Annotated in this window: 10 protein-coding genes; 6 read left to right on the forward strand and 4 right to left on the reverse strand. The window is 63.3% G+C overall.

Annotated elements, in window-relative coordinates:
* Both WA950_RS14480 and WA950_RS14485 read right to left on the reverse strand, forming a co-directional pair.
* Positions 1-2,152: IPT/TIG domain-containing protein (locus tag WA950_RS14480; protein ID WP_424552415.1), on the reverse strand; the 2,152-nt coding region annotated here is incomplete at its 3' end.
* A 300-nt stretch (positions 2,153-2,452) separates the two neighbouring features.
* Positions 2,453-3,442, reverse strand: a complete 990-nt coding sequence (locus WA950_RS14485) for a bile acid:sodium symporter family protein (RefSeq protein WP_424552416.1) — start codon at positions 3,440-3,442, stop codon at positions 2,453-2,455.
* A 90-nt stretch (positions 3,443-3,532) separates the two neighbouring features.
* Between WA950_RS14485 and WA950_RS14490 the strand changes: the two genes are divergently transcribed.
* Together WA950_RS14490 and ggt are read left to right on the forward strand one after the other, a co-directional pair.
* Positions 3,533-4,402 (forward strand): LysR family transcriptional regulator, encoded by an 870-nt coding sequence (locus tag WA950_RS14490; protein WP_424552417.1) that lies wholly within the window; start codon positions 3,533-3,535, stop codon positions 4,400-4,402.
* A 58-nt stretch (positions 4,403-4,460) separates the two neighbouring features.
* Positions 4,461-6,053: a gamma-glutamyltransferase gene (gene ggt, locus WA950_RS14495; RefSeq protein WP_424552418.1), complete on the forward strand. Its 1,593-nt coding sequence runs from the start codon at positions 4,461-4,463 to the stop codon at positions 6,051-6,053.
* A gap of 18 nt (positions 6,054-6,071) precedes the next feature.
* Here the strand turns inward: ggt and recX are convergent, their stop codons facing one another.
* Positions 6,072-6,629 (reverse strand): recombination regulator RecX, encoded by a 558-nt coding sequence (gene recX, locus WA950_RS14500; RefSeq protein ID WP_424552419.1) that lies wholly within the window; start codon positions 6,627-6,629, stop codon positions 6,072-6,074.
* A gap of 137 nt (positions 6,630-6,766) precedes the next feature.
* Entirely contained in the window at positions 6,767-7,045 is a 279-nt protein-coding gene (locus WA950_RS14505) for a PepSY domain-containing protein (RefSeq protein WP_424552420.1), read from the reverse strand.
* Between the two features lie 89 nt (positions 7,046-7,134).
* Here WA950_RS14505 and WA950_RS14510 point away from each other — a divergent pair, with 89 nt between their 5' ends.
* The 4 genes from WA950_RS14510 to WA950_RS14525 all read left to right on the forward strand — a co-directional run bounded on the left by WA950_RS14510 (position 7,135) and on the right by WA950_RS14525 (position 13,406).
* Positions 7,135-7,488 (forward strand): PepSY domain-containing protein, encoded by a 354-nt coding sequence (locus WA950_RS14510; protein WP_424552421.1) that lies wholly within the window; start codon positions 7,135-7,137, stop codon positions 7,486-7,488.
* Between the two features lie 5 nt (positions 7,489-7,493).
* The gene (locus WA950_RS14515; RefSeq protein WP_424552422.1) at positions 7,494-8,153 is read left to right on the forward strand and encodes a response regulator transcription factor; all 660 of its coding nucleotides are present in this window, start codon (positions 7,494-7,496) and stop codon (positions 8,151-8,153) included.
* Positions 8,150-9,493 (forward strand): sensor histidine kinase, encoded by a 1,344-nt coding sequence (locus tag WA950_RS14520; RefSeq protein ID WP_424552423.1) that lies wholly within the window; start codon positions 8,150-8,152, stop codon positions 9,491-9,493. Before WA950_RS14515 ends, WA950_RS14520 begins: the two co-directional genes overlap by 4 nt.
* A 217-nt stretch (positions 9,494-9,710) precedes the next feature.
* Positions 9,711-13,406, forward strand: a complete 3,696-nt coding sequence (locus WA950_RS14525) for a PAS domain S-box protein (protein ID WP_424552424.1) — start codon at positions 9,711-9,713, stop codon at positions 13,404-13,406.
* The last annotated feature ends 22 nt before the right edge of the window (positions 13,407-13,428 follow it).

Here is a 13,428-nt window from a genome sequence, read left to right on the forward strand (position 1 = left end):
TGATCGTTCCTGTCGCGGGGTCGAGCGTCAAGCCGTCGGGTGGCGCGCCCGCTGCAAGGGCATAGCTGTAGGGCGCCGTTCCCCCCGAGGCGGAGATGGTCTGGCTGTATGCCGCGCGTATGGTGCCGCCGGCCAATGCGCCGGCAGCGGGCGTGAAGACGAGGGTGGGTGCGGTGACGGTCATGGTCACCGTCGCCGCCGTGGAGGTGCCGGCCGCATTCGTGGCCGTGTAGGTAAAGCTGTCGGCTCCGGAATAGCCGGCCGTGGGCGTATAGGCGATGGTCGTTCCCGTGGCGCTTGCCACGCCGTGGCTTGGCGGTGTGGCGATAGCGACGCTGTCGGGCGCCCCGTCGGTGATGTTCAGCGTGATCGGATTGGCGGACGAGTTCGCGGCGACCGTCGCGGAGACGGGGTTGGCGGTGGCCGGTTCCATGTAGCGGTAGGCGCCAGCCAGTGTCGCCGCGCCGCCCGCTGTTTCGACGAGGATATCGGCGTCGCCTGCCGTTCCCGCCGGCATGGCTACATAGATCTGCGTATTTGACAGCACGGCGTAACCCGCCGGGAAGCCGCCGATGGTCACGCGGAGCGTGCCGCTGAAGTTCGTGCCGGTAATGGTGGCGGGTGTTCCGCCAGCCGTCGTGCCGACGGATGGGGAAACGCTCGTCACCATGGGGGGGGCGACGAAGGTGTAGGCGTTTGTCAGGGTGCCGGTTCCACCGTCCGTCGTGACGCCGATAGCCACCGCGCCCGAAACATGGGCTGGCATCGCAAACGTAATCGAGCCGGCATCGTTGAGCGTGAAGGCATTGACCGGCGTCCCATCGACGGTCACCGACGTCGCGCCGGTGAATCTCGTACCTGTTATCGTGACCGAGGTGCCGCCCGCGGTCGGTCCGGCTGAAGGAAAGACACTCGAAACCGTGGGAGCTGCGACATAGGTGAACTGCGCTGCCGCGGGCGTGTCGCTCGTCTGATCGGGTGTCTCAAGCCGCACGTTGACCGTGCCTTCGTCGCCGTCAGGGGCGACCGCGCTGATCGAAGTCGGGCTCCTCAGCGTAAAGGCGGCGCTAGTCGTTCCGAAAAATACCCATTTCACTCTGCTGAAGTCCGTGCCGGTGATGGTGACTTGAGTACCACCGGCCGTGGGGCCTGCCATGGGCGACATGTGGCTGATCGCCGGAGGACTATAGACGGCAAGCGTGGCAGGAGCCGAGCGTACTGTTCCGCAGGGGCCGCCGGCCGCAACGCGATATTTATAGCCATTCATGGCAGCGGTCGCGCCGGTGATGGTAAGGGCCGAAGTACTCGAGCCTGAATATTGTGCGTCGTCATAGATGACGGTAAAATAGCCTGATCCGTCGTCTACACTCCAAGAATAGCGCTCCGCGTTGCCTGTGGCGGCGAGTGTCGTCGTTCCGCCGGCGAGAACGGTCGAGTTTGCCGGATGTCCTGTGATGACCGTCCGAGGAATGACCGACAGCTGGGCCGGGAACGACCAATCTGTTTGCGCGGCGGCGCCCGATAGGAAGACGTGGTACTGGTTATCGTTCATGTCGAGGGTCGCGCCGGTAATCGTCAGAGTTGACGTTGTCGCGCCTGAATGCCTCGTGTCATCGATGACATCCACAACGTCTCCGCCCTCCTGCGTTTGCCATTGATAACCGGTGGTGTAGTTCGCGATGACGTTGAAAGTCGCATTGCTTCCCTCGCAAACCGTGCTTGGTTGAGGATGAACTGAAATGGAGGGCCGCGGGTCGTAAATGATCAGCATCGCTGGTCTGGACGTTATCGGCGGCGCCACGCCGTCACCGACGACAACGCGGTATGAAGAAATATGCAGGTCGTTCCCGGCCCCAGTGATGGTCAATGTCGCCGTGGTCGCGCCGGAATAGACCCCACCCTCGATGACATCGCGGAAGCCAGATCCGTTGTTGAGCTGCCACTGGTATGTGGTTGCATTCGAGGCCGTCACGCTGAAAGTGACTTGCCCTCCAAGCCCGACCGATCTGTCACTTGGATGGGAGGAGATCGAAGGGGCCGCGCCCGCACTGCTGACATTGATGAAAAAGACGAACAGTGCCGCCGTAATCCAGGCCGCTGAGCGCACAAGTTTTGCCGCGCAGAAAATTGCGCCCTTCAAACAGGAAAGCATGCCAACCCCACTTGCTCCTTGAAAAGGAGCCCCCCCGAGGCTGCACCTTTGTCGCGAATATGCGTGAAGCACAGCCGCTCTTTTGCTACATCAGAAATTGCCGCTTCGCCAAGTCATAACCACCGGAAATCGTGGCAGTTCTCAAAAAAACAGGGCGCGCGGAACTCCCGCAGTGCATCATTAGATTTGCATTATTAAGTTGCATGAAAGATAGGTGGCGAAGGCCCGCTTCAGTCCGGCGTTCCCCTCGTCCCATAAGAGCGATAGCGTGTGGAGAACGCCGGCGCCGAATGGCGCAAACTATCGGGGCGATGTCACGGCGGCGGTTTCGGCCTTCTGCCGGTCCGCGTAGACGCGGGCGAGCCAGGCGCAGACCATCAGCTGGATCTGGTGGAACAGCATGAGCGGCAGGACGATCGCGCCGATGGACTGGCCGGCGAAAATCACGCTGGCCATCGGCACGCCGCTGGCAAGGCTCTTCTTGGAGCCGCAGAAGACGGCGGTGATGCGGTCCTCGCGGTTGAAGCCGAGCATCTTGCCGCCGACACTGGTGACAACGAGAACCGCGGCAAGCAGCAGGATGTCGACGAGAACGAGCAGCGCCAGATCCTCCACCGCAAGCCTGCCCCAGATGCCCTCCGTCACCGCTTCGGAAAAGGCGAGATAGACGACCATGAGGATGGAACCACGGTCGAAGGGTGTGAGCAGGGTCTTTTTCGAGCGTATCCAGTTGCCGATGAAAGGTTGCAGCAACTGGCCGGCGACGAAGGTCAGGAAAAGCTGCAACATGATCTTCCAGATCATGTCGAACGAAATGCCGACCTCGCCACCGGTCGAAAAGAGCAGGGCGACGAGGACAGGCGTCAGGAAAATCCCGAGAATGTTCGAGGTCGAGGCGGCGCAGATCGCGGCGGGCACATTGCCGCCGGCAATCGACGTGAAGGCGATGGACGACTGTACCGTCGAGGGAAGGACGCACAGGAACAAGAGACCGAGATAGATCGGCTGGTCGATCAGCCAGGGCGAGAAGACGCCAAGCCCGAGGCCGAGCAGCGGGAACACGACGAAGGTCGTGACCAGGATGAAAAGCTGGAGGCGCCAGTGCAGGAAGCCCGCAATCACCACGTCGGTGGAAAGCCGCGCGCCATGCAGGAAGAACAGCAGGGCAATTGCGATACTGGTGGCGACGCCGAACCATTCCGCCGGCTCACCGGATATCGGCAGGAGCGAGGCAAGGATGACGGCGCCGATGAGCAGCCAGGTGAAAGTATCGGGAAGAAGTCTTTTCATCATTTTTCGATCGGTTGGGTCTCGACAGGTCTGCAAGTTTAGATATCCTGTTTCACGATGCAAACGATAAGGCTTATCCAGGTTCGTGATATGCTAGATCTTGTCCAGTTGCGCAGTTTCGTGATGGTGGCCCAGATGAAGAGCTTCACGCTCTCCGCCGAAAGGCTCAACCTCGGCCAGTCGACGGTCAGCCAGCATCTTCAACGGCTGGAACGTGGCCTCGGCCGGCGGCTCATCGACCGCGATACCCATGCGGTGCGGCTGACGGCGGACGGCGAGGCCCTGTTGCCGCATGCGCGGCAGCTTCTCGCGCTCGAACGGCAGGCGGCCGCTCAGTTCAATGCCGAGGGTCCGCGCGGCCCTTTCCGGCTGGGAATCTCGGAAGATCTGGTGAGCGGGCAATTGCCGGGCCTTCTGGAGGATTTCATTGCGGATTACCCCTCCGTCGACCTCCAGCTCTCCGTTGCACTTTCCAAGACGCTGGCCGAGATGCAGGATCGGGGCGAACTCGATCTCGTCATGGCCAAGCGGAGGATCGGCGAGCAGCGCGGGGATGCCATCCTGCGCGAGCCGCTCGTCTGGCTTGCGAGCGATCCGGATGCCGTGCTGGCAAAACGGGAACTTCCACTCATCGTGTTTCCGCCGCCAAGCCTCACGCGCCAGCTTTTGCTGGAAGCGCTGGAGCGCAGCGGTACGCCCTGGCGCATCGTCTGCTCGTGCCAGAGCCTCAGCGGACTGACGGCGGCGGCGCGGGCCGGCATGGGCGTGCTCGTCCAGCCGCGCAGTCTGGCGCCCGCCGGCCTGCGCGAGATCGCGCCGCCTCTGTTGCCGGCGTTGGAGGATGTCGAGTTCGTTCTCGTCACCGCGCGTTCGGCGGACCATGCCACCATCTCCGCCTTTTCCCGCAAGGCGCGCGAGCGTTTCGGCAAGGGCTTCGCCCTGACGACGGGAGCCGCCTGAAGCCGACTGCGAAAACTGCCTGAAAGCCGACGCCTGACATTCGAGGAGGACGAATAGAATGCGCAATTTCGAAAAGCCGACGCGGTCCGTTGCCGTGTCCCGCCACGCCATGGCGGCGACCTCGCATCCGTCCGCCACGCTTGCTGCGCTCCAGATCATGGACGCGGGCGGCAATGCGATGGATGCGGCCATCGCCGCCTCTGCCGTGCAATGCGCCGTCGAACCGGGCTCGACCGGCATCGGCGGCGACTGCTTCGTGCTTTTTGCACCGAACGGCTCCGACAATGTCATCGCCTACAATGGGTCGGGCCGCACGCCCGCGGCCCTCACCCTCGACTGGTTTATCGAACGGGGCCTTGCGGAAGTGCCGCGCCAGTCGCCATCGGCGGTCACGATCCCCGGCGCGATCGACGCCTGGACGAGGCTGCATGCCGATCACGGCCGACTGGCCTTCGCCGACGTGCTCGCGCCGGCCATCCGCTTTGCGGAAGAGGGCTATGCGATCAGCCCGCGCGTTCATCGCGACTGGCGGCTGGAAGAGGCGCTTCTGGCCGCCGACCCGACGGCCGCGCGCATCTTCCTGCCGGCCGGCCGGGCGCCGCGGATCGGCGAGGTTCACCGCCAGCCGGAACTTGCCGGGACGCTGACGCGCATCGCGGCCGAAGGGCGCGACGGTTTCTATACGGGCCCGGTTGCGCAGGACATGGTCTCGTACCTCCGTTCGCTCGGCGGGCTGCACACGATGGAGGATTTCGCCACCGCGCGCGGCGACTATGTCACGCCCGTCGTCACGAATTTTCGCGGCTACACGATCCATGAATGCCCGCCAAACGGTCAGGGCATCATCGCGCTGCTCATTCTCAACATTCTCAGCCGTTTCGAAGCCAAGGGCGATCCGCAATCACCGGACCGGCTGCATGTCGAGATCGAGGCGACGCGGCTTGCCTATGCGGCGCGAGACGCCTGGATCGCCGATCCCGACAAGGCGGACGTGCCTGTGGAGGAACTGCTGTCGGACGACCTGGCTGACCGGCTGGCGGCGATGATCGACCTTCGCCATGCGCTCACCGACCTGCCGCCTTTCCAGATGCCGCAGCACCGCGACACGGTCTATATTTCCGTGGTGGACCGCGACCGCAACGCCGTCAGCTTCATCAATTCGGTCTTTGACAGCTTCGGCACCGGACTGGTCGCGCCGCGATCCGGCGTGGTCCTGCACAATCGTGGCGAGAGCTTTTCGCTGGTGGCCGGCCATCCCAACGTGCTGGCGCCGCTCAAGCGTCCGCTGCACACGATCATTCCGGGCATGGTGACGCGCGGCGGCCGGGTCGAGATGCCGTTCGGCGTGATGGGCGGCTACTATCAGGCGATGGGCCATGCGCACCTTGTCTCGAAAGTGTTCGACTACGGCATGGACCTGCAGGAGGCGATCGACCTGCCACGTCTGGTCCCGCGCCGGGATGGCTTGGGCATCGAGGCCGAATGCACCTTGCCGGCTGCAACCGCGCAGGAGCTGGAGCGCCGCGGCTTTGCGATCGTTCCGGCCGAACGCCCCATCGGCGGTGCGCAGGCCATCCGCATCGATTGGGAGAACGGAACGCTGATCGGCGGTTCGGAATCGCGCAAGGACGGCATTGCGCTCGGCTTCTGAGCACAGTGAAAGGCTCACCTAGAGATGCCGGCCGGCATCCAGTATGTCTTCCGCTTCTTCGCGGGTCATTGTGAATACGGTCTTGCCGAGTTCGAAACCAAAACCGGCCCTGGCGAAGGCGGAAAGCTCCTTGGCTTTTCGCTTGTCGTCCAGCTCCACTTTGCGGAATGGCCCGAAGGCGCGCTTGCGGGCAAGGACCACCGCGGCATAGAGGTCGTCCATCTCGGCGACCGCGGTGGCGGCGGTTTCCCTGGCGACACCCTTCTGGGAGAGTTTCTGCGCGACCGCGCGTCTGGATCTACCGCTTCGCATGCCCGACCGGCTGCTGATTTCGGCAAAGGCCTTGTCGTCCAGAGCCTTGTTGTCATAGGCAAATTTCACGGCGGAATCGGCGAGCGCCTTGACCTGCGTGTCGGTGATATCCTCGAATTTTTCGCGCGCCTTGCGGGAGATTGCATCGAAGAGCTGCTTCTCCGTGTGCATGCGCCGCTCGATGCGGTAGATCGTCGAGTTGCGCGCCCAGGAAAACATGCGCGGGGTCGGAATGATGTCGGTTGGCGTCGTCTCGTCCTGCAAGTCCGGTTCCGTTTCCTGCCCTTGTCATCGCCTTCGCGGCCGGCGCGGCCCGCAGCTCGACCGGATATTATCCCGATTCGGCGCTTGAGGGGGCGGTCGAATTGCGTGCTGCGTGACGACCGCCCTCTTTCGCTCGTTCAGTCGTCGCCGTCGATCCATACCTGCTCACCCGTCTGGGGGTGGAAGCCGATCTCCAGCCAGCGGCCATCGCGATTGCGTCCCTCGACCTCGTAGCATCCGTCGTCGATCTCGATTTTCCGCACCTCGATACCCATCGCGCCGACCTTGGTGCGCAGGTCGTTTTCGCTCATCCAGTCCGCGATCGCCACGTTACCGCATTGGCGGTGATCGTCCCCGGCATGGGCCGTGGAGATGAAGGCGAGCGACGCAAAGGGGATCAGGAGGAGGCTTTTCATGACGGGTTCCTTTCGATGCGGCCGAAGCACGATTGCCCGGTCGATGAGGACACCCTACGAGACCTCTACTGAGCGATAGCTGACGCGGCGTGTCAGCTAAATTTCAGCAAAACCGTGCTACATGGTGTGGGATGACCATCAGAGACTTTTGTGCAACGATCCTTTTTTCCGCGGTCTTGCTGGCTGCACCACTTGCGAGCGCCGGCGATGATGACCTCGATCGCCTGCGTGACGCCGTCAGCCGTGGCGATGTGATGCCGCTTTCCGCCTTGCAGCAAAACGTTCGCCGTGCTTTCCCCGGCGAGATCATCGGCGTAAAGCTCGATGAGGACGACGGCATCTTCATCTATGAATTCAAGGTGCTGCAGGCCAGCGGCCGCCTTCTCGAAATCGAGATGGACGCGCGCGACGGCAAGGTTCTCGATGTTGACGATGACGATTGATCTGCATGCGTATCCTGCTTGTTGAAGACGACCCGCTCATTGCCCGTGACGTCCGCCACCATCTGGAACGGGCCGGTTACGTCGTCGAGCATGAGCGCGACGGCGAGAGCGGCTGGTTTCGCGGCGACAGCGAGGATTTCGCTGCCGTCATCCTCGATCTCGGGCTCGCCAAACTCGATGGGCTGACAGTGCTGAAGCGCTGGCGCGCCGCCGAGCGGGAGCTGCCCGTGCTGATCCTCACGGCACGCGGCAACTGGGAGGAACGTGTCGAAGGGATCGATGCCGGCGCGGACGACTACCTGGCAAAGCCCTTCCAGATGCCGGAACTTCTGGCGCGTCTTCGCGCGATCATCCGCCGCTCGCAGGGCAAGGCCGCGCCTGTCATGTCGGCGGGCCGGCTGAAGCTCGACCCCCGCGCCCGCAGCGCGACGGTCGATGGCCTGCTCATGGATCTGACGCCGCTCGAGTATCGCTGCCTTCACTATCTCATGGCCAATGCCGACCGGCACATCTCGCAGATGGAATTGACCGAGCAACTCTATGCGCAGGATTTCGAACGGGAGAGCAATTCCGTGGAAGTTCTGGTCGGCCGGCTGCGCAAGAAATTCGGCAAGGATATCATCGCCACCCGGCGAGGCTACGGCTACCGGATCGGCGTGGCATGAAGAGACGCCCGCTGTCGATCCGCACCCGTTTCCTCCTCGTGTCGCTTGTCACGGTGCCCTCGGCGCTGACACTGGCTGCATTGTTCATGATCTCGGTGTTTTCGGCGAGCCTGGAAAGGCGGCTGGATCTTGAAATGACGGGGCATATCAACACGATCGCTGCGTCGTTGAATTTTGCGTCGGATGGCCGGTTCGAGCGTCCCGCCGGTTTCCTCGACAAGCGCTCGACCGATGCCTATGGTGGCCTCTACTGGCAGATCGGCGACGAGACCTCCACCGCCCGGTTCCGTTCGCAATCGCTCTGGGACTACACCCTGCCGGTGCCGGCCGACCTGCCGGCCGACGGCGATCTCCACCGCTTCGACCTGCCCGGTCCCAATGGCACAAACCTGATGGCGCAGCAGCGCCGTATCGAGGTCATGACGCCCGCCGGATTACAGAAGTTGCAGATCGTGGTGGCGATGGACCGCAAGCCGCTGGAGGAAGCCAGCCTGGGGTTCGCGCGTGACATCTTTCCCTATCTTGCGGGGCTCGCGGTGTTCCTGATCGGGGCTTCCGTGATCCAGGTCGTCGTCGGCTTGCGGCCGCTCGTCGCCTTGACGAATGGCCTCGACCGGATCCGCGAGCGGCGCGGCGGGCGGCTTGACGGTGTGCTGCCGGCGGAATTCGTCCCGGTCGAAGTGGCGGTCAACCGGCTTCTCGATGCCCAGGCGCAGTCGCTTGCAAAGGCACGGGCGCGGGCAGGCGACCTCGCCCATGGCTTGAAAACGCCGCTCACCGTTCTGTCCAACGATGCGGTGACGCTGCGCAGCAAGGGCGAAAGCGAGATTGCCGACGAGATCGACCGGCTGGTGCAGCTCATGCGCGGCCATGTGGACGCCGAGCTTACCCGCAGCCGCATCGTCACGAACCCGGAGATGCGGCAATCCGATGCCGTCATGGGAAAGATCGTCGATCAGGTAGTGCGTACACTCCAGCGCACACCGGACGGCGAGCGGCTGGACTGGCGTGTCGATGTCGGCGAGCCGCACGACGTACCGGTCGATCCGCATGATCTGCGCGAGCTGGTGGGCAATATCGTCGAGAACGCCGTCAAATGGGCGAGGAGCCGGGTCGTCGTAAGCTGGCAGGACCGGCAGCTCGTCGTGACCGATGATGGCCCGGGCGTCGATCCGGAACAGATCAACCGCATGACCGAACGCGGCGTCAGGCTGGACACGAGTGTCGAGGGAACAGGGCTGGGCCTTTCGATCGTTCGGGAGATATGCAGTGTCTACGGGCTGGCGCTAACCATCGAGAACAGGTCCGATCCCGGCCTCAGGGTCCGTATCGGCTTCTAACCGCGTCCTGTCCCGGGAATGGGCGTAGAGCCTGTCACCATGCTCCTTGTCGATAAAAGCAAAACCTTGCCGAGGGCGTTTGACGCAGTGCCACCGTGCCCTATTTTCTATCGCGGTCAGTTGTCTTGCGGAGGGCGGGACAACTTTGAATGCGCGGGATAGATTGCGCCGTTCTGCAGGGAAGCCGATGGTATCTGAAACGCGAAGGGATGTGTGAATGCGATCGGAGGGCGGCGTGGAAGGCGAGGTCAACGACCACTATCCGTTCCTGAGCGGGGGTGGCCGCAATGCAGGCCTGATCGCTGGCTTCGACTGGACGACGACGCCGATCGGCTCGCTTGAGGGGTGGCCGCAGTCTCTCAAGACGACGGTCAGCCTCCTGTTGCGCTCGCCTGTGCCGATTGTACTGTTCTGGGGCGCAGACGGCATCATGATCTACAACGATGCCTATTCCGCCTTCGCCGGAGACCGTCATCCCGCCCTTTTCGGCAGCAAGGCCAAGGAAGGGTGGGCGGAGATCGCCGACTTCAACGACAACGTTCTGAAGGTCGGTCTTGCCGGGGGAACGCTCGCCTGCAAGGATCAGGAGTTCACGCTCTGTCGCCATCGGGGCGAGGCCGAGAAGGTCTGGGTGAACCTCGATTGTTCGCCGGTGCTCGGCGAAGACGGTCGCCCGGCAGGCGTCCTCGCTATTGTCGTGGAGACCACCGCCAAGGTGACGACGCAGGAGCGATTCAAGGCAGGGGGCGAGCGGCTTCGCCAGATGTTCGAACAGGCGCCCGGTTTCGTCGCGATCCTTACCGGGCCGGAGCACATTTTCGAAATCGTCAACAACGCATATCTCCAGCTCGTCAATCGTCGCGACATTGTCGGAAAAACGGTGCGGGAAGTCTTGCCGGAACTCGTGGAACAGGGGTTCGTCGATCTCCTGGATCAGGTGATCTCGACACGTATGCCCTATGTCGGAAAGGGGGTACGCGTCCTGTTGCATCGCCGGGAAGGTGCGGCGCCGGACGAGCGTTACCTCGATTTCATCTACCAGCCGATTTTCGGCGAGGACGGAGAAGCGAGCGGCATCCTGGTTCAGGGACAGGACATTACCGAACAGAGGATGGCGACGGATGCGTTGCGCGAAAGCGAGGCGCGGTTCCGCCTGGCGGCGGAAACGGCGCCTGTCATGCTCTGGATGGGCGACGAGAACAGCAAGTGCCTCTACCTGAATGCGGCACAACGGGATTTCTGGGGCATAACGCCAGAGGAGATTGACCGTTTCCACTGGAAGGACCGGGTGCATCCGGAGGATTGGGAGGTGCTGGCCGCCGAAGTGGGGGATGCCATGCGACGGCAGGTGCCGTTCTCCGTCGAGGCGCGCTATCGCCGCAAACTCGGCTGCTACCGGCGGCTGCACACGCAGGCGCAGCCGCGCTTCGGCGCCGGTGGCGAATTCTTGGGCATGATCGGCGTCAATGTCGATGTGACGGAGGCGCGGGCGGAAGAAACCCGCCGCGACGCGCTGATCGCGCTTGCCGACCTTTTCAGCCAGCGCACCGACCCGATCGAGATCGCCTTCGCGGCAGCGGAGATGCTGGCGAAGATGCACAATGTCAGCCGTGCGGGTTATGGCACCATCGATCCCGCCGCCGAGACGATCACCATTGCACGCGATTGGAACGCGCCGGGCGTGGCGACAATAGCCGGCGTGCTGAAATTGCGGGAGTTCGGCACCTATATCGAGGATATGAAGCGCGGCGAGACCGTCGTCGTTGCCGATGTGGAGCATGACCCGCGCACGAAAATGACCGCCGAAGCCCTGAGGGCGATCAAGGCGAGGGCCTTCATCGCCATACCGATCACCGAGGCCGGCGGCCTCGTCGCGATGTTGTACCTCAGCCACGACGAGGCGCGTGAATGGTCGCCGGGCGAGCTGGCTTTCGTGCGGGACGTTGCTGTGCGCACCCGCATCGCCGTGCAACGCCGGCAGGCCGAACAGAAACTGGAGCAACTGGCGAATTCTCTGGAGCGACAGGTCAGCGAGCGCACGGCGGAGGTCAACCGCCTCTGGCGCAACTCGCGCGATCTTCTCGTGGTGTCGGGGGAGGACGGTGCGATCCGCTCCGTGAACCCCGCCTGGTCGGCGGTACTGGGCTTTGCTGCACGCGAGACCATCGGCCGGCATCTTGGCAGCTTTGTCTGGCCGGAGGATACGCATATCGTCCTGGCAGGCGACGGGCGGTCGGCAGGGCCGGACCGGGACATTCGCTTTCGCCATGCCGACGGATCGGTGCGCAGCATCTCCTGGCGTATTTTTGCGGAAGAGGGTCTCACCTTCGCCTATGGCCGTGATGTCACCGCAGAGCGCGAACAGGCCCGCGCGCTTGCCGAAGCGGAGGAGCAGCTTCGCCAGGCGCAGAAGATGGAAGCGATAGGCCAGCTCACGGGTGGCGTCGCGCATGATTTCAACAATCTCCTCCAGGCCATATCGGGCAATCTCCAGCTGCTCGGCAAGGACGTTTCCGGCAATGCCCGGGCGGAGCAGCGGATTGCCAACGCCCTTGCCGGCGTTGGCCGCGGCTCCACGCTTGCCAATCAGCTGCTCGCCTTCGGTCGCCGCCAGGCACTGGAGCCGAAGGTCATCAATATCGGACGGCTGGTTGGCGGCCTTGAAGATCTGCTGCGCCGAACGGTCGGCGAGGCGATCGAGATCGAGACGATCCGCTCGAAAGGCTTGTGGAACACCCTTGTCGATCTTTCGCAGATCGAAAATGCCGTGCTTAACCTCGCGGTCAATGCGCGCGATGCGATGAACGGCCAAGGCAAGCTGACCGTGGAGGTCGGCAATGCGTTCGTCGATGACGATTATGTGCGCCAGCATTCTGATGCCGAACCCGGCCAATACGTCTTCATTGCCGTGACGGACACGGGGCATGGCATGACCGCTTACGTCAGGGAACGCGTGTTCGAACCGTTTTTTTCTACCGAGCCAGTGGGCAACGGGAGAGGCCTGGGGCTTCCCATGGTTTACGGTTTCGTCAAGCAGTCAGGCGGACACATCGATATCCACAGCGAGCCGGGTCAAGGCACGACCGTGCGCCTCTACCTGCCGCGCTCGATGGAAGCGGAGGACGCTTTCACCACGGCCGATCCCGGTCCGGTCTCCGGCGGCACGGAGACGATCCTGGTCGCCGAGGACGACAACGAGGTGCGCGAGACCGTCGTCGAGATGCTGCAGGATCTCGGCTATTCGGTGCTGGAGACGCGCGATGCGGCAGGCGCGCTGGCGATCGTCGAGAGCGGCGTTCCCATCGACCTACTCTTCACGGATGTCATCATGCCGGGGTCATTGCGTAGCCCTGACCTGGCCCTGAAGGCGCGGGAGCACCTGCCGGGCATAGCGGTGCTTTTCACGTCCGGCTACACCGAGGATTCGATCGTGCACGAAGGCCGGCTCGATGCCGGCGTTGAGTTGCTTTCCAAGCCCTATAGCAGGGAGGAACTGGCCCGGAAGGTTCGCGCGAGCCTTGCCGGACGCAGGCCGGCAGCCGAGAATGGCACGCAAAAGGCATTGGTGCTCAAGGTGTTGCTGGTCGAGGACGATTTCCTGATCCGCCTCAACGCTGTCGATCTCGTGGAAGAACTCGGCCATGAGGTGGTTGACGTGGCGACGGCGGAACAAGCCTTACCCCTCCTCAAAGGTCAGCCCTTTGACGTGCTCTTGACGGATATCGGTCTGCCCGGCCTGTCCGGAATGGAACTGGCGATCCGCGCCCGCACGGATAATCCGGCAATCGGTGTCGTCTTTGCCACCGGCCACAACGATCTGCCCGCCATTCCCGGCGATCAACCGGCCATTCTGCTGCAAAAACCCTATAGCGGGGCTGAGGTAGCCGCAGCTCTGGCGGCAGCAGGCGGGTGACTATCCCCGGGAGGGCGGGCAA

Source organism: Shinella sp. (assembly GCF_049651085.1).
Taxonomy (GTDB): Bacteria; Pseudomonadota; Alphaproteobacteria; order Rhizobiales; family Rhizobiaceae; genus Shinella.

Coding starts and splice junctions, on each gene's coding strand:
- WA950_RS14520 (WP_424552423.1), top strand. CDS start 8,150: ATGAAGAGACGCCCGCTGTCGATCCGCACCCGTTTCCTCCTCGTGTCG.
- WA950_RS14485 (WP_424552416.1), bottom strand. CDS start 3,442: ATGAAAAGACTTCTTCCCGATACTTTCACCTGGCTGCTCATCGGCGCC.
- WA950_RS14515 (WP_424552422.1), top strand. CDS start 7,494: ATGCGTATCCTGCTTGTTGAAGACGACCCGCTCATTGCCCGTGACGTC.
- ggt (WP_424552418.1), top strand. CDS start 4,461: ATGCGCAATTTCGAAAAGCCGACGCGGTCCGTTGCCGTGTCCCGCCAC.
- WA950_RS14490 (WP_424552417.1), top strand. CDS start 3,533: ATGCTAGATCTTGTCCAGTTGCGCAGTTTCGTGATGGTGGCCCAGATG.
- WA950_RS14505 (WP_424552420.1), bottom strand. CDS start 7,045: ATGAAAAGCCTCCTCCTGATCCCCTTTGCGTCGCTCGCCTTCATCTCC.
- WA950_RS14525 (WP_424552424.1), top strand. CDS start 9,711: ATGCGATCGGAGGGCGGCGTGGAAGGCGAGGTCAACGACCACTATCCG.